The 16525-nt window shown below is 58.6% G+C and carries 14 protein-coding genes and 1 tRNA gene; 12 read left to right on the forward strand and 3 right to left on the reverse strand.

What is annotated here, in order from left to right; all coding sequences use genetic code 11:
* Positions 1-32: 32 nt before the first annotated feature.
* The 5 genes from ACA055_RS00810 to ACA055_RS00830 all read left to right on the forward strand — a co-directional run bounded on the left by ACA055_RS00810 (position 33) and on the right by ACA055_RS00830 (position 3900).
* Positions 33-593: a YbhB/YbcL family Raf kinase inhibitor-like protein gene (locus ACA055_RS00810; protein WP_497681935.1), complete on the forward strand. Its 561-nt coding sequence runs from the start codon at positions 33-35 to the stop codon at positions 591-593.
* A gap of 88 nt (positions 594-681) precedes the next feature.
* Complete coding sequence (locus ACA055_RS00815) at positions 682-2388, forward strand: vWA domain-containing protein (protein WP_497681936.1); 1707 nt, start codon at positions 682-684, stop codon at positions 2386-2388.
* Between the two features lie 29 nt (positions 2389-2417).
* Positions 2418-2984, forward strand: coding sequence for an RNA polymerase sigma factor (locus ACA055_RS00820; RefSeq protein ID WP_497681937.1), 567 nt, complete (start codon positions 2418-2420; stop codon positions 2982-2984).
* Positions 2981-3610: a hypothetical protein gene (locus ACA055_RS00825; protein WP_497681938.1), complete on the forward strand. Its 630-nt coding sequence runs from the start codon at positions 2981-2983 to the stop codon at positions 3608-3610. The genes ACA055_RS00820 and ACA055_RS00825 overlap by 4 nt, the downstream gene beginning before the upstream one ends.
* Positions 3611-3630: 20 nt before the next feature.
* Positions 3631-3900 (forward strand): hypothetical protein, encoded by a 270-nt coding sequence (locus ACA055_RS00830; RefSeq protein ID WP_497681939.1) that lies wholly within the window; start codon positions 3631-3633, stop codon positions 3898-3900.
* A gap of 112 nt (positions 3901-4012) precedes the next feature.
* Here the strand turns inward: ACA055_RS00830 and ACA055_RS00835 are convergent.
* A tRNA-Arg gene (locus tag ACA055_RS00835) sits at positions 4013-4089 on the reverse strand.
* 349 nt (positions 4090-4438) lie between these two features.
* Between ACA055_RS00835 and gabD the strand changes: the two genes are divergently transcribed.
* The 4 genes from gabD (at position 4439) to ACA055_RS00855 (ending at position 10330) form a co-directional block, all read left to right on the forward strand.
* Positions 4439-5881, forward strand: a complete 1443-nt coding sequence (gene gabD / locus ACA055_RS00840) for an NADP-dependent succinate-semialdehyde dehydrogenase (protein ID WP_497681940.1) — start codon at positions 4439-4441, stop codon at positions 5879-5881.
* A gap of 183 nt (positions 5882-6064) precedes the next feature.
* Complete coding sequence (gene gabT / locus ACA055_RS00845) at positions 6065-7342, forward strand: 4-aminobutyrate--2-oxoglutarate transaminase (protein WP_497681941.1); 1278 nt, start codon at positions 6065-6067, stop codon at positions 7340-7342.
* 88 nt (positions 7343-7430) lie between these two features.
* Positions 7431-8959 (forward strand): IS3 family transposase gene (locus ACA055_RS00850; protein ID WP_497681942.1). Its coding sequence is split into 2 segments (ribosomal slippage): positions 7431-7872 and positions 7872-8959, totalling 1530 coding nucleotides; the frame shifts between segments, so codons are not numbered across the junction.
* A 156-nt stretch (positions 8960-9115) separates the two neighbouring features.
* A complete protein-coding gene (locus ACA055_RS00855; protein ID WP_497681943.1) occupies positions 9116-10330 on the forward strand; it encodes an HDOD domain-containing protein in 1215 nt (404 codons plus the stop codon).
* Positions 10331-10454: 124 nt separating this feature from the next.
* On the opposite strand, the gene ACA055_RS00860 is transcribed toward ACA055_RS00855, so the two are convergent.
* Positions 10455-11444 (reverse strand): GGDEF domain-containing protein, encoded by a 990-nt coding sequence (locus ACA055_RS00860; RefSeq protein ID WP_497681944.1) that lies wholly within the window; start codon positions 11442-11444, stop codon positions 10455-10457.
* 143 nt (positions 11445-11587) lie between these two features.
* Positions 11588-12772 carry a delta-9 fatty acid desaturase DesA gene (desA, locus tag ACA055_RS00865; protein WP_497681945.1) on the reverse strand — a complete coding sequence of 395 codons (1185 nt, stop codon included), beginning with the start codon at positions 12770-12772 and terminating at the stop codon, positions 11588-11590.
* A 147-nt stretch (positions 12773-12919) separates the two neighbouring features.
* On the opposite strand from desA, the gene dibA reads away from it, so the two are divergent.
* The 3 genes from dibA to ACA055_RS00880 all read left to right on the forward strand — a co-directional run bounded on the left by dibA (position 12920) and on the right by ACA055_RS00880 (position 16365).
* Positions 12920-14839, forward strand: a complete 1920-nt coding sequence (dibA, locus tag ACA055_RS00870; RefSeq protein ID WP_497681946.1) for a phosphodiesterase DibA — start codon at positions 12920-12922, stop codon at positions 14837-14839.
* Between the two features lie 247 nt (positions 14840-15086).
* Positions 15087-15269 carry a sulfur starvation response protein OscA gene (gene oscA / locus ACA055_RS00875; protein ID WP_007941032.1) on the forward strand — a complete coding sequence of 61 codons (183 nt, stop codon included), beginning with the start codon at positions 15087-15089 and terminating at the stop codon, positions 15267-15269.
* A gap of 82 nt (positions 15270-15351) precedes the next feature.
* Complete coding sequence (locus tag ACA055_RS00880; protein ID WP_497681947.1) at positions 15352-16365, forward strand: sulfate ABC transporter substrate-binding protein; 1014 nt, start codon at positions 15352-15354, stop codon at positions 16363-16365.
* Positions 16366-16525 lie beyond the last annotated feature (160 nt).

The raw sequence follows: 16525 nt of genomic DNA on the forward strand, positions 1-16525 counted from the left end.
ACGACGGCCCCACCCGCACAAGGTGCTCCGGTATGACCCGATTGACCTCTCTGAACCCTTGGCTGGCGGCCCTTGCAGTCGCCCTTTGCGTGCAACTTCCGGCGCAGGCCCAGGAGCGCTTCACCCTCAGCATTCCTGGTGTTTCGGATAACCGCCTGTTCACCTCGGCAGCGGCCAGCGATGCCAGCGGCTGCGGTGGCAAGAATCAGTCGCCGGCCCTGAGCTGGAACCCCGGCCCGCCGGGCACCTTGAGCTATGCCATCGTGATGCACGATCCAGACGGTCAGAAAGGCCTGGGCGTTGATCACTGGATTCATTACGGTATCAAGCCAGCGACTCATCAAATCCCCGCCGGTGTCGGCGCCAAATCCGCCCTCGAAGGCGTGGGCGGCAGCAACAGCAAAGGCACCACCGGTTACATCGGTCCTTGCCCGCCAGTGGGCGACAGTTCCCACCACTACATCATCCAGCTCTACGCCCTGGACCTGGCCCCTGAGGCTTTGCCCGCCGGCCTGACCCGCGCGCAGCTGATGGAAAAGATCAAAGGCCATGTGCTGAAAAACAGCAGCGTGGTGCGGCGTTATCACCGCTGAAGATTTTTTCGCTTTGGCTTAACCCGAACCGAGCGGGCTGTCCGTCTCAGAAGTTGAATGGATCAATTTCCTCCTGAGGTCAGCCCCCATGTCCCTCCCCCTGCATTTTCTCCGCCCGGCCGCCCAGGGTTTTGCCGCCGGTTTGCTGCTGGCCATTGCCGGTTGCGGCGTTTCGTCCACACCTGATTCCGCCTCAGTGTCGCCACCGGCTCAAGGTGCTTTGAAGACCGAGGCGTTGGTCCAAAGCGAGGCGGTCATGGCGGACGCCTCGATGGCCAAGCGCAGTGTGCGTCCGGCGCCGATGGCGGGCTATGCCCCGATGTCTGAAGCTCCTGCGCCCGGCTATCGGGATGAACAGCGGGAGCAATACCAAGCGCTGGCGGACAATCCGGTTCACAGCGTGGCCGAAGCGCCGGTATCGACCTTCAGCGCCGACGTCGATACCGGCGCTTACGCCAATGTTCGCCGCCTGCTCAATCAAGGTCGCCTGCCACCCGAAGGCGCGGTGCGACTGGAAGAAATGGTCAATTACTTCCCCTACGATTACGCGCTCCCCACGGATGGATCGCCCTTCGGCGTGACCACAGAACTGGCGCCGTCGCCCTGGAACCCGCATACCCGATTGCTGCGCATCGGTATCAGGGCTTCCGACCGCGCGGTAGCGGAACTGGCACCAGCGAATCTGGTGTTTCTGGTGGACGTGTCCGGCTCGATGGACCGTCGCGAAGGGTTGCCGCTGGTCAAAAGCACGCTGAAACTTTTGGTCGATCAATTGCGCGAGCAGGACCGGGTTTCGTTGGTGGTCTATGCCGGCGACTCGCGTGTGGTGCTGGAGCCGACTTCCGGACGGGAAAAAGCGAAGATTCGTACAGCCATCGAACAACTAACGGCTGGCGGCTCGACCGCAGGCGCGTCGGGTATCGAACTGGCCTATCAAATGGCGCAGCAGGCGTTTATCCCCAAAGGCATCAACCGCATCTTGCTGGCCACCGACGGCGACTTTAACGTCGGCATCAGCGACTTCGACAGCCTCAAGCAAATGGCTGTGGATAAGCGCAAGACCGGCGTTTCCCTGACCACCCTGGGTTTCGGTGTGGATAACTACAATGAACACCTGATGGAGCAACTGGCCGATGCCGGCGACGGTAACTATGCCTACATCGACAACCTGCGCGAGGCGCGCAAGGTGCTGGTGGATCAGCTCGGCTCAACCCTCGCCGTGGTGGCGAAGAACGTGAAGCTGCAAGTGGAATTTAACCCGGCGCAGGTCAGTGAATATCGGCTGTTAGGGTATGAAAACCGCGCGTTGAAACGTGAGGATTTCAGTAACGACAAGGTTGATGCTGGTGAAATCGGTGCAGGACACACGGTGACGGCTCTGTACGAAATTGTGCCCAAGGGTGAGAAGGGCTGGATGGAGCCGCTGCGATATGGCAATCCCGAGGCCGCCGCTTCTGGAAAAACTGGGGAATTGGCGATGCTGCGTGTGCGTTATCAGTTGCCTGAAGGTGGGAATAGTCGGTTGATCGAGCGGCCAATCGTTAACGGTGATGCCGGTAAAGCCAGTGACGACCTACGATTTGCGGCGGCCGTTGCGGCGTTTTCCCAGCAACTCAAGGACGGACGCTACACAGGTGATTTCAGCCTGAAAGACACCGAAGCACTGGCCCGCGGTGCACGAGGCGAGGACCGATTCGGCCTGCGCGCAGAATTCGTGCAATTGGTGGAGTTGGCCCAAAGCCTTCGCACCTCGACAGCATCGAATCAACAGCCCAATGACAACCGGATCGAATAGTGAGCCGCTCAACGGAGGCTACAACTGAAATGGCTGACGCAGAATTGAGCGACGAATCGCTGCTGGCGCGTTATCGCTCGGGCGACGGGCCGGCGTTCGAGATTTTGTACGCTCGTCATCGCCAGGGGCTTTATCGATTCCTGCTCGGCCTGAGCGGTAAATCCGAACTGGCCGAAGAGGTTTACCAGGAAACCTGGCTGAGCCTGATCCGTAGCACCAGTCAGCCACAAGGTCGGGCGAATTTTCGTACCTGGCTCTACCAGATTGCCCGCAATCGACTGATCGATCACTGGCGCAAGCACGGAGTCCACAACCCTTTGCATGACAGCTACGACGAACAGATTCACGCCTTGAGCGATGACGCAGCCGATCCCGAGCAACTGCTGAGCCTGAGCCGCGACAGCCAGCGCCTCGAAGCCGCCCTGCAAATCTTGCCCACCGACCAGCGCGAAGTATTCCTGCTGCGCGCCCACGGCGATCTCGATCTGCCGCAGATCGCCACCCTCACCGAAACGCCGCTGGAAACCGTCAAAAGCCGCTTGCGCTACGCCCAGCAAAAACTGCGTCGGCTGCTGGCCGAGGAGGTACTGACATGACTGACGCCCGCAAAACACCCGAAGATGAAATGCTGCAGCATTTCCGTGAGCATGCCACCGGCGAACCTCCGGCCCACCTCGACGCCTTCATCCTGGCCACCGCGCACCGCGAGGTACCCGTGCCCAAGCCAGGCCTGTGGCAACGCTGGGTCCAGGCCTGCCAGAAACCTCGCTGGCAAGTCGCGTTCGCCAGCCTGGTCGGCGTGGCCCTGATGTTGGCGCTGGTGCAACGCACGCCGGATCAGGCGTCGAGTTACGACTTTGCTCCCGCGCCCAAAGCCTCCGCCCCTGCTGCCAAAAAAGAATCTGCAGAAGCTCCACCGTCAGCTGCCCGATCTCTGGCCGCCCCGGCCGGCGCGATGTCCGCACCCGCGCCAGCAGCACCCATGGCCGATTTTTCCGCCCCGGCGCAGAGCGAATCGTTCAACGCTGAAATGGCTGATGAAGCAAAGGTCAGCAAGCGTACGGCGGTTCCGGTGAAGACGCTGGATGAGCAATTACGTGAGGTGGTGCGGCTTCAGAATGCCGGTCAGAAGCAAGCGGCCGATGCCCTGATGGCGCAATTGCGCAAACGCTTTCCCGATGAAAACCTTGAGGTACGACTCCAGGATTTGCAGAAAAAATGAGATGAGCAGCGGACGCCCATTTGGCATCGACGCCCGAAAGCGCGCACTATCGGCTCATAGCCGATGCGTTGGAGGATGCCGTGGCAAATAAAATCGACCGCATCGCCCAAATGCTCAACTGCCCGGAAAAGGGCGAGGAATTACGACGGGCAGTGACTGAGAGTCGTAAGGAGTTTCTTCTGGCAAAGCAGGCAGAAGAAGCGCTTGAGGAAGACGTCCTTGATGATGAATTGATCGAGGACGAAGAAGACGATGATGAGTACGACGAGTTTGATTGGACGACAGAATGAAAAAACCGCTTCGGCGGTTTTTTTGTACGCCAGAGACGTCCTCAATAGTTGTTTACGATACCCACAAAAAAGCCCCAGACCCTAAGATCTGAGGCTTTCTCGTTTCTGCGTATGGTGCACCAGGCGGGATTCGAACCCACGACCACTGCCTTCGGAGGGCAGTACTCTATCCAGCTGAGCTACTGGTGCAATGCGGGCGCCATGATACTCATATGCGCTGCGGGCGTCCATGCTGCTGAATCGCCTGCGTTTTTCCAAAGCGTAACCTGCGTTTGCTACGTTGATCAGAAAAATTAGGCAAATGCGGCGTTTTCGTTCTTTTTTTCGAACAGCCTATTGTCCTTTACCCCCTTTGATCCTAGGATTCGTTTGAGATTTCAAACGCTCTTGTCTGGGTGCTGAACCGCACGAGTTCGATCAGTGCGCTATTTATGTGCTTCAGCCCGGTGAATGATTTCCCTGACGGCAGCCTATAAGGCGCCTTTCTACAATCATAATTTGCTCCGCGCCCGCCGCGGTGCTGTTAAGGAAAGCCGACATGCAGCTTAAAGACACCCAGTTGTTCCGCCAGCAAGCCTTTATCGATGGCGCTTGGGTCGATGCGGACAATGGTCAGACGATCAAGGTCAACAACCCGGCAACGGGCGAAATTCTGGGCACCGTGCCGAAAATGGGCGCTGCCGAAACCCGCCGTGCAATTGAAGCCGCTGACAAAGCACTGCCGGCCTGGCGTGCACTGACCGCCAAGGACCGTGCGAACAAGCTGCGTCGCTGGTTCGAACTGATCATCGAGAACCAGGACGACCTGGCTCGCCTGATGACCCTGGAGCAGGGCAAGCCATTGGCCGAAGCCAAGGGCGAAATCGTTTATGCCGCTTCCTTTATCGAATGGTTCGCCGAAGAAGCCAAGCGCATCTACGGTGACGTGATTCCGGGTCACCAGCCAGACAAGCGTCTGATCGTGATCAAGCAGCCAATCGGCGTGACCGCTGCAATCACCCCGTGGAACTTCCCTGCCGCGATGATCACCCGTAAAGCCGGCCCAGCGCTGGCCGCCGGTTGCACCATGGTGCTCAAGCCTGCTTCGCAAACCCCGTTCTCCGCGTTCGCCTTGGCTGAATTGGCCCAGCGTGCGGGTATTCCGAACGGTGTGTTCAGTGTTGTGTCCGGCAGCGCCGGCGACATCGGCAGCGAGCTGACCAGCAACCCGATCGTGCGTAAATTGTCGTTCACCGGCTCGACCGAAATCGGTCGTCAGCTGATGGCTGAATGCGCCAAGGACATCAAGAAAGTCTCCCTGGAACTGGGCGGCAACGCGCCGTTCATCGTGTTCGACGACGCGGACCTGGATAAGGCCGTCGAAGGCGCGATCATTTCCAAGTACCGCAACAACGGCCAGACCTGCGTCTGCGCCAACCGCCTGTACATTCAGGATTCGGTCTACGACGCGTTCGCCGAGAAGCTGAAAGTGGCCGTATCCAAGCTCAAGATCGGTAACGGTCTGGAAGAAGGCACCACCACTGGCCCGCTGATCGATGAAAAAGCTGTAGCCAAGGTTCAAGAGCACATCGCTGACGCCGTCAGCAAAGGCGCAACCGTGCTGTCCGGTGGCAAGAGCATGGAAGGCAACTTCTTCGAGCCGACCATCCTGACCAACGTGCCGAAGAACGCTGCCGTGGCCAAGGAAGAAACCTTCGGTCCATTGGCGCCGCTGTTCCGCTTCAAAGACGAAGCCGAAGTGATCGCGATGTCGAACGACACCGAGTTCGGTCTGGCTTCGTACTTCTATGCTCGCGACCTGGGCCGTGTGTTCCGTGTGGCGGAGGCCCTGGAATACGGTATGGTCGGCGTCAACACCGGGCTGATCTCCAACGAAGTCGCGCCGTTCGGCGGCATCAAGGCCTCGGGCCTGGGCCGTGAAGGCTCCAAGTACGGCATCGAAGATTATCTGGAAATCAAATACCTCTGCCTGGGCATCTAAGCCCGGCTAGGCATTGTTTCAAGCGGAAAGGGCACGAGAGCGCTGTCCCTTTCTGCGCTTCAAACGGAATTTTCTCTGTGGCCGGGAAAGCTGTGGCAGTCGATCATCGCATGCTGCCGTAGTTGCCTCCCCGCCGCATTTTCCTTGAACCACGCCGCCCGATGAGCGGTGAATGAGGACTTTATGAGCAAGACTAACGCTTCTTTGATGAAACGCCGCGAAGCTGCTGTACCACGCGGTGTGGGCCAGATTCACCCGATTTTCGCCGAGTCTGCGAAGAACGCTACCGTGACTGACGTTGAAGGTCGCGAGTTCATCGACTTCGCCGGCGGTATCGCCGTGTTGAACACCGGCCACGTGCACCCGAAAATCATCGCCGCCGTGACTGCGCAGCTGAACAAGCTGACTCACACTTGCTTCCAGGTGCTGGCTTATGAGCCGTACGTGGAACTGTGCGAAAAAATCAACGACAAGGTGCCAGGTGATTTCGCCAAGAAAACCTTGCTGGTGACCACCGGTTCAGAAGCTGTAGAAAACGCCGTGAAAATCGCCCGTGCCGCCACTGGCCGCGCTGGCGTAATCGCTTTCACTGGCGCTTACCACGGTCGCACCATGATGACCCTGGGCCTGACCGGTAAAGTCGTGCCTTACTCGGCCGGCATGGGCCTGATGCCAGGCGGCATCTTCCGCGCGCTGTACCCGAACGAACTGCACGGTGTGAGCGTCGATGATTCGATCGCCAGCATCGAACGTATCTTCAAGAACGACGCCGAGCCGCGTGACATCGCTGCCATCATCATCGAGCCGGTTCAGGGCGAAGGTGGTTTCTACGTCGCGCCTAAAGAGTTCATGAAGCGCCTGCGCGCCTTGTGCGACCAGCACGGCATTCTGTTGATCGCTGACGAAGTGCAGACTGGCGCTGGCCGTACCGGCACTTTCTTCGCCATGGAACAGATGGGCGTTTCCGCTGACCTGACCACCTTCGCCAAATCCATCGCTGGCGGTTTCCCGCTGGCCGGTGTGTGCGGCAAGGCCGAGTACATGGATGCGATCGCTCCAGGTGGCCTGGGCGGCACCTACGCCGGTAGCCCGATCGCTTGCGCCGCAGCCCTGGCCGTGATGGAAGTGTTCGAAGAAGAACACCTGCTGGATCGCTGCAAGGCGGTTGGCGAGCGTCTGGTCACTGGCCTGAAAGCCATCCAGGCCAAGTACCCGGTGATCGGCGAAGTCCGTGCCCTGGGCGCGATGATCGCGGTCGAGCTGTTCGTCGACGGCGACAGCCACAAGCCGAACGCTGCCGCTGTAGCGTCCGTTGTGGCCAAGGCTCGCGACAAGGGCCTGATCCTGCTGTCCTGCGGCACCTACGGCAACGTTCTGCGCGTACTGGTACCGCTGACCTCGCCGGACGAGCAACTGGACAAAGGTCTGGCAATCATCGAAGAGTGCTTCTCCGAGCTCTGATCGATTTGTGAGCTGATCCCTCCGTGTCAGGCTACCTGTCGCCCTTGTTGATTGACTCATTCATTCAAGAGGGCGAAGGTGTTTTGCAATGTCCAAGCGCTATGACGAAGACTTCAAAGATTGGGTCGTTCTGCAAATGATGCCGCCCCTCAATCGCTCAGTGGCGGAACTCGCCGTTGCGCTTAATCTCACGCCTCAGTCACTGCGAAACTGGAGACAAATGGCTAGAGATAAAGGTTTGATCGTGCCGGGAAACGGCAAGACCAGTGATCAATGGTCCAGCGCCGATAAATTCAACGCTGTGATGGAAACCGCACCGTTGAGTGAGGTGGAAACCTCTCAATACTGCCGGATCAAGGGCATCTACCCGGAGCAAATCCGTCAATGGCGCGAGACCTGCCAAAACGCCAATATTCTTGCTGATCTGAAACCCAGCGTAGAGAAAACTGCCGAGCAACGGCGGATTAAAGAGTTGGAACGTCAGTTGATCCGGTCAGATGCTGGACGTGCTGAGGCGGAGGCTTTGCTGGAACTCAGAAAAAAAGCCAATGCGATCTGGGGCAAGGACAAGGAAGACTGATCGACGCCTCTGATCGTACGCAAGCCATGAAGTTGATTGCAGACGCGGTGCTGAATGGCGCTCGTCGATATCGAGCGTGCAATGAGTTGGGGTTGAGCCTGCGCACAGTCCAACGCTGGCGACACGCTGGCTGTGATCGACGACGACTGGCTCAACGGGCAGCTCCGGCTAATAAGCTCAGTGAGACAGAACGCCAAGCGGTGCTTGATGCTGCCAATCAGGCTGGCTACGCCAGCCTCACCCCGCACCAAATCGTTCCTAAGCTGGCCGATGCAGGCATCTACCTGGCCTCGGAGTCGACGTTTTATCGTGTGTTAAAAGCAGCCAATCAAAACGTGCGTCGCGGCAGAACCAAAGCCCCGAAACGCAGGGTGCTGACGACGCATCGCGCTGACAGCCCCAATCAGGTGTGGTGCTGGGATATCACCTGGTTGCCTAGTACCGTCAGAGGTCGGTTTTTCTACTGGTACATGGTCAAGGATGTTTACAGCCGCAAGCTGGTCGCCAATGAAGTACATGAGGTGGAGTGCGCCGAACACGCGTGCGAACTGCTCAGGAAGGGGTGCTTACGTGAACACACAGCGGGTCGTTCGCTGGTGCTGCACTCGGATAACGGGCACGTGATGAGAGGTTCTTTGTTGCGTGAAAGTATGGTTGCGCTGGGCGTCGAGCCATCCTTTAGCCGGCCAAGGGTGAGCAACGATAACGCCTATGCCGAGGCACTTTTCCGCACCGCCAAGTACTGCCCACTCTGGCCGGATCAACCTTTTGATACGGTCACTGATGCAAGGCTTTGGGTGCAGAAATTCATAGAGTGGTACAACGAAGATCACCGCCACAGCGCCTTGAAATATGTGACGCCGAACGAACGTCACGAAGGCAAAGCGACGGTTTTATTACAAGCTAGAGCAGCACTTTATGAAGATGCCAGGGAAGCTAATCCGAATCGCTGGAGTACTCGGACACGGAACTGGAAGCTGGCAGATGCGGTGTATTTAAACCCAGAGCGCCCTGAAGTTAAGGGCGCAATGGGCTAGTCGCAGCTGTACTAAGGCGACAGGTACCTTGACACGTACCGTGATCGACAAAAAAACCCGCTTCGGCGGGTTTTTTTTCGTGTCCTGAGAACCCATCGCCCTGTTTCCAGTGGCCAGCATTGACTAAGGTACAAGCATTGCAAAGGGAGTGTGCAGATGACCGCTGTGGTTTTACCTGCTTTACCGCGAGTGCTGATTGCCGAGGCCGACCCCTGGACGCGTGACCTGCTCAAACAAGTGTTGTTGAGTGTGCGCTGCGACGCACGGCTGGATCTGTGTGCCGATGGTCAAGAAGCGCTGCACTTGTTGGCGGAAAACCCGTACGACCTGGTGATCGTCGACTGGGAGTTGCCTGGCGTTGATGGCTTGAATGTCTTGCGCAGTGTTCGCCAGCGCAAACGCAATCCGCCGTTGCCATTCATTCTGATGAGCAGCCGCAACGACAGCACCAGCGTGCGCGAAGTGTTGCCTCTGGCGCCCAGCGCGTACCTGACCAAACCCCTGAACATGGAAAGCCTGACCCATCGCCTGCAGGATTTGCTGCTGAACATCGGTGAAGAGGTGACGTGCGCGGTGCCGTCACTGGCGCTGGGCATGACCTTGTCGGTGTACCTGGACCGTCGTCGTGAGCTGGCGGACGGTGCGCCGTTGATGACTGACGTGCAGTTGGCAGTCAAACGCAGCCTCAATCCCAATGGCCTCGATCTGAAGGTACTGGAAGACGAGGTCCGCACCGATCCGCAGATCACCGCGGTGTTGATCTCCGCCGCCAACAGCGCTGCGCAGCACCATGGTGCGTCTGTGCAAACCCTGTCCCAGGCGCTGCACCGCCTGGGCACCGGACAAAGCATGAACCTGATTCTGGGGCTGGCGCTCAAGCGCACTGCCAGGCTGAGCGATCCGTATCTGGCGGACTATGCCGAGCGTTACTGGAACTTGTCGCTGCACACCGCCGAATACGCACGGACGCTGGCGCGCTTGCTGGATTTGGAGCAGGAGCGCTGCTATTGCGCCGGCATGCTGCATCGCCTCGGCGACTTGGCGTTGCTGCGGTGTTTGCAGGAATGGAAGGAGGCCGGCGGGGAGCTGGATGAATGGGAGGAGGTGGGCGATGCGCTGGCTGAATTCGGCGCGGCCTATGGTTCGGCACTGCGCACCCGCTGGCGCCTGCCGCTGGAGCTGCGAGAGCTGATTGCGGCGGTCTATCAGCTCGGTGGCGGGGTTTACTCCCGCGAAGCGCTGGTGATGAACATGGCCGCGCAGTTGGCGCGACTGACTGAGCATGAGGGTATCGAGGAACTGGCCAAAAGCCGCACGGCGCGGTTGCTCAAGATCGGCTTACCGGAGTTGATGCGTTTGCGCAAAAAATAAGCTTTACGCAAAACCTGTGGGAGCGGGCTTGCTCGCGAAAGCGGACTAACAGCCAACAATGATGTTGAATGTGCCGGCCCCTTCGCGAGCAAGCCCGCTCCCAGATTGGATTTGTGTGGGGCGGTCAGCCGGAGATGATGCGGTTCTTGCCCTGGCGCTTGGCTTCGTACATCGCCGTGTCTGCGCGGGCAAACAGGCTGTCGAGGCTTTCGTCCTCGGCAGTGAGGCTGGTCAGGCCCTGGCTGACGGTGATGCCGAATGTCTGTTCATCATGGCTGAAGCTCAATCGTTGAATTTCCCGTTGCAGGCGCTCGGCCACTTGCATGGCCATGTCTGGCGCACAACCGGGAAACACCGCTGCGAACTCCTCGCCGCCAATTCGCCCGAACACATCACCCCGACGCAATGCCGCGCGACCGCTCTCGGCAATCCGCTGGAGCACATTGTCGCCTTCCTGGTGGCCGTAGGTGTCGTTGATCACTTTGAAATCATCGATGTCCAGCAGCAGGAATGCCAGCGGCGTGCCTCGCTGCCGCGCCTGTTCGAACTCGCGACGGGCGCAATCGAAGAAGTGACGGCGGTTGCTGCTTTGGGTCAATACATCGGTGGTCGCCAGGCGGTGCAGCTCGGTTTCCATCTGCTTCTTGTCGGTGATGTCTTCGGCGATGCCGACGATGATCACTGGTTGCCCTGGCTCGGCCTGGCGGTTGATGAAGCACTTGTCACTGAGCCAGCGCACCTGGCCATCGGCGGTAATGATTCGGTATTCGCGGTCTTCAACGGCGCCTTTGACCAACACTTCGGCCAGGCTGCGCTCGGCATAGTCCAGATCGTCGGGGTAAATGCTGTCGCGCCACTGGTTGTAATCGGACAACAACAGGCCGGCGGAGCGACCGAAAATCCGTTCATACGCGGGACTCACATACAGCACCTGGCGAGTTTCCCAGTTGAATGCCCAAAGCACGGCGTTGACGCTCACCAACAGGGAGCTGAACAGCTGTTCGCGTTCGCTCAGGCGCGCCACTTCGCCTTGTGCATGCATCAGCGCCAGCAAGGTCTGTGCGGCGTCAGGCCACTGGGGTAGGGATGAGTCTTGCAGGTTTTTATTGACCATCGACACAAATCTCAAAGGGCGTGCGCCGCTCGAGTTTCGGATGCGGCAAAGCCCGCCTGGATGGCGAAGTGTCTTTGAGATAGGGGATTTAGAGCTTAGTTCCGGAGGGTGCGCCCGCGAACGGGGCGCACCGATCAACGGCGTCAGACAGCGGCGGGGCGCAGGGAATAGGTTTTCAACTGATCAGCGAAGTCGCGCAGGGATTGAATCCCGCTGGCCTCGGCTTCGTGTACCCAATCCTTGATGGCGGCCAGCATGTCATGACCATTTGAGCTGGTCTTGACCCAGATCTGCTGCAAGGCCAGGCGTTTCTCGTAAATTACCTTTAGCGCCTGGCTGTGCTCGAGCATGTTCTGAATGCGAGCGTGGTGTTTTTCGTCCAGCAGGCTGGTTTCCCGCGAGAGCAGTCGTTTGGCCCGGTGGAACTGGTGACGGACCGAGTGATCGACCTTTTCAAGCTCTTGCTTGACCAGCGGTGCGATCACCAACTTGCGGTACTGGGCCATGATCTGGAAACGGTTGTTGAGGATCGCCATGGCGGTGTCCATGTCCAGATTGCCTTTACCTTCAACCCGGTGGGCAATTGGCGCGACCCGCTGGACCTTGGCCAGACGGAAGAAGCTGAAGACCTGAATCCAGGCCCAGCCGAGATCGAATTCCCACTTCTTCACCGACAGTTTTGCCGAGTTAGGGTAGGTGTGATGGTTGTTATGCAGTTCTTCACCACCGATCAGAATGCCCCAAGGCACCAGATTGGTCGCCGCGTCGCGGCATTCGAAGTTGCGGTAGCCGATGGCATGCCCCAGGCCGTTGACCACGCCGGCAGCCCAGACGGGAATCCACATCATCTGGATGGCCCAGATGGTGATACCGATGGTGCCGAACAGCAGCAGGTCGATCACGCCCATGATCGCCACGCCCAGCAGCGGGAAACGGCTGTAGAGGTTGCGTTCGATCCAGTCTTCCGGGCAGTTCTTGCCGTAGATGCGCAGGGTCTCGGGGTTTTCCGCTTCGGCGCGGTACAGCTCGGCGCCTTTGCGCAGAACGGTGGACAACCCTTTGATGACCGGGCTGTGCGGGTCATCGACGGTTTCGCATTTAGCGTGATGCTTGCGGTGGATAGCGGTCCACTCGCGGGTGTTCTGCGCCGTGGTCAGCCACAGCCAGAAGCGAAAGAAATGTTTCAGGCCGGCATTGAGCTCGAGCGAGCGATGGGCTGAATAACGATGCAGATAGACCGTGACGCCGACGATCGTCACGTGGGTCATCAGCAGGGTGACTGCCACCAGTGACCAGGGCGACAAGCCAAGAAAACCTTCGTACCACATAGGCTGTAGGGCCCTCGATAAAGAAAAAAACAGCCACTGCATTATCACTAAGCCCACAGATAAAACCAGTCGCCCTTTCAGATAAGAGTGGCTGGATGTTTCTTTAACCTATAATTCCATCCTTTTTGAAGGGACATGGACGGCCGAATGTCTGCCACCTATCGCGATGCCTTACGCGCAGCGCTGCTCTACCTGTTGCTTTCCGTCGTCTGGTTGGCGTTCAGTGGCTATTTATTAAGCAGTTTCTTCGATAGCTCCGATGAGCTGTTGCGGTGGCAACTGATCAACGGTTACGCCTGGGTGGTGCTCAGTGCCGGGTTGATCTTTCTCGCCCGGGCGCGATTGTTCCGTTGTCTGGGGATCGGCGCCAAACTGCGCGAGCGCAATGAGGACCGGGAGCGTTTGCGTCAGGCGGCCGCGGTGTTCGATTGCACGCGCGAAGGGGTGTTGGTCACCGATAGCAAAGGATTGATCGTCCATGTGAACCGGGCCTTCATGGCAATCACCGGCTATCAAAGCGAGGAGGTACTGGGCCAGCAGCCCAGCCTGTTCAAGTCTGGCCGTCACCCGTCGGGTTTCTACCAGGCGATGTTCGCGACACTCAACAGCACCGGCGAGTGGAGCGGGGAAATCTGGAACCGCCGTAAAACCGGCGAAATCTACCCGCAATGGCAGACCATCCGCATCATTCACGACGACTTGGGGCGGCGCAGCCATTACGTGGCGGTGTTTTCCGACATCAGCGCGATCAAGAACTCCGAGCACGAACTGACGCACCTGGCTCATCACGATCCGCTGACCGATCTGCCGAACCGCATGTTGCTGACTGACCGTGCCGAACAGGCCCTGGCGTCGGCGCAAATCCACAAGCGTGGCTGCGCGTTGCTGATGATCGATCTGGATCATTTCAAGATGATCAACGACAGCCTCGGGCACACCATCGGCGATCAACTGCTGAAAGCCGTGGCCGAGCGGTTGAAAGCCATGTTCGGTCCAGGTATCACGCTGGCGCGTCTTGGTGGCGACGAGTTCGCCGTGCTGGCTGAAAGCTGTCCGCAATTGGTGCACGCCGCGGCGCTGGCGCAGCGGGTCATTGATGGCCTCAAAGAACCGTTCCTCATCGACGGGCATCTGTTGTTCATCAACACCAGCATCGGTATCAGCCTGTTCCCCGGCGACGCCTTGAGCGCCGAGCAGTTGTTGCGAAACGCCGACTCGGCACTGTTCAAGGCCAAAAGCGCGGGGCGCGATGGCTATGCCCTCTACACCGAAGAATTGACCGCCCATGCCCAGCTGCGAGTCGAGACGGCATTCGAATTGCGCCGCGCGCTGGAACAGCAGGAGTTGCGGGTTTATTACCAGCCGGTTCACGACCTCAAGACCCGTCGGCTGATCGGCGTGGAAGCGCTAGTGCGTTGGGAGCATCCGCAGCGAGGGTTGGTATCGCCGGCGGAATTCATTCCCATCGCCGAGCGCACCGGATTGATCGCCGAGATCGATGCCTGGGTCATGCAGCAGGCTTGTCAGCAAATGTGCCAGTGGCAGCAGGCCGGTGTGGCGTTGTCGTTTGTCGCTGTGAATGTTTCCTCTCGATTGTTCGCCCGCCGTGAGCTGTTTCAGCAAGTGGCGAAGGTGTTGCACGAAACCGGGCTGGATCCGGCCTTTCTGGAACTGGAAGTCACCGAGAGCGCGGTGATGGAGGATCCGGAAGTGGCACTGGAGCAGATGCATCGAATGCGCGAACTGGGTGTGCGGCTGGCCATCGATGATTTTGGCACCGGGTACTCGTCGTTGCTGCGACTCAAGCGTTTACCGGTGCAGAAGCTCAAGATCGATCAGGGTTTTGTCGCCGGGCTGCCGTGGGATGAGGATGACGCGGCGATCGTGCGGGTGATCATCGCTTTGGCCAAGAGCATGGGGATGCAGGTCCATGCCGAGGGGATCGAGCAGGTCGAGCAGGCGGCGTTTTTGCTCGAACAGGACTGCGATCTTGGGCAGGGTTACTGGTTTGGGCGGCCGGTGCCGGCTGAGCAGCTGGATTGGGCGCGGGCACCGCTGATTGGATGAATTCCTGGCAACCCATTTGCCAAGCTCCCACCCTGGATTTTCGGATAAGCCCTCTTACCGCAAGCTTTGTGTGCGCCTGTAACAGTCAAACCCTCGCAAGCCCTTGCCCCGCCAAATAATGTTTTCTGGTTATATAAACATTCTTAAATAGTCTTTTTAAGAATATCCGCGCTTATCTACTATTGCTCTCACGCCGCAAGCAGTGCCGCCCACTGCCAGGCAACCCCTCAGTCGAAGGAGCAGCACCATGAGCGCATCCCTACGTAGCGTTGACGGTCAGGACGAAGCAACCATCTTGCGTGAGATCCAGAGTGCATTGCGCGACCTGCGGTTTGGCGCGGTGGAAATCACCGTGCACAACGCCCAGGTGGTCCAGATCGAACGCAAAGAGAAATTCCGCTTGCAGAACCCGGGCAACAAACCGAGCTGAAGCAGGACGTCGCAACAGGCAACCCGATTCCAACACCTCCATAAGAAAAGCCAACACACCAAGAATTCCAGGAGCTTTCACCATGTCGTCGATTCGTCATTTCGCTTTGGCCGCCCTGGCCAGTGCCCTTTTTGCTGGTTCCGCGGTTGCCAAGGATTACGAGTTGCTCAACGTGTCGTACGACCCGACTCGCGAGCTGTATCAGGAATACAACGCCGAATTCGCCAGTTTCTGGAAAAAAGCTAATCCAGGCGACAACGTGAAGATCCAGCAATCCCACGGTGGTTCGGGCAAACAAGGCCGTGCGGTGATCGACGGCCTGCGCGCCGACGTGGTGACCCTGGCCCTGGCCGGCGACATCGACGAAATCGCCAAGCTCGGCAAGACGTTGCCGGTCGATTGGCAGAAGCGCCTGCCGGAAGCGAGCACGCCATACACTTCGACCATCGTGTTCCTGGTGCGTAAAGGCAACCCGAAAGGCATCAAGGATTGGGGCGACCTGACCAAGAACGGTGTGGAAGTCATCACCCCGAACCCGAAAACCTCCGGCGGTGCGCGCTGGAACTTCCTCGCGGCCTGGGCCTATGGCCTGAAAGCCAACGGTGGTGACGAAGCCAAGGCCAAGGAATACGTACAAACCCTGTTCAAGCACGTGCCAGTGCTGGACACCGGTGCACGCGGTTCGACGATCACCTTCGTCAACAACGGTCAGGGCGACGTGTTGCTGGCCTGGGAAAACGAAGCTTTCCTGGCGCTGAAAGAAGATGGTGGTGCCGACAAATTCGATATCGTCGTGCCTTCGCTGTCGATCCTCGCCGAACCTCCGGTGGCCGTGGTCGACAAGAACGCCGAGAAAAAGGGCAACACCCAACTTGCCGAAGCGTACCTCAAGCACTTGTATAGCCCGGCCGGTCAGGAAATCGCGGCGAAGAACTTCTATCGTCCACGTGACAAGGATGTCGCCGCCAAATACGCCCAGCAGTTCCCGAAACTGGAACTGGTGACCATCGACAAAGACTTCGGCGGCTGGAAAACCGCGCAACCGAAGTTCTTCAATGACGGTGGCGTGTTCGACCAGATTTATCAGGCGCAGTAATCTGATTTAAGCCACACAACGAGCCTGATGTTTGGGCACGTAACATGTGGGAGCGGGCTTGCTCGCGAAGGCGGTTTGTCAGGCGACGTAAATGTTGACTGATATTCCCTCTTCGCGAGCAAGCCCGCTCCCACATGAATGCGTTTAGCTGACTGCTTTT

The organism is Pseudomonas sp. LBUM1657, assembly GCF_059716075.1.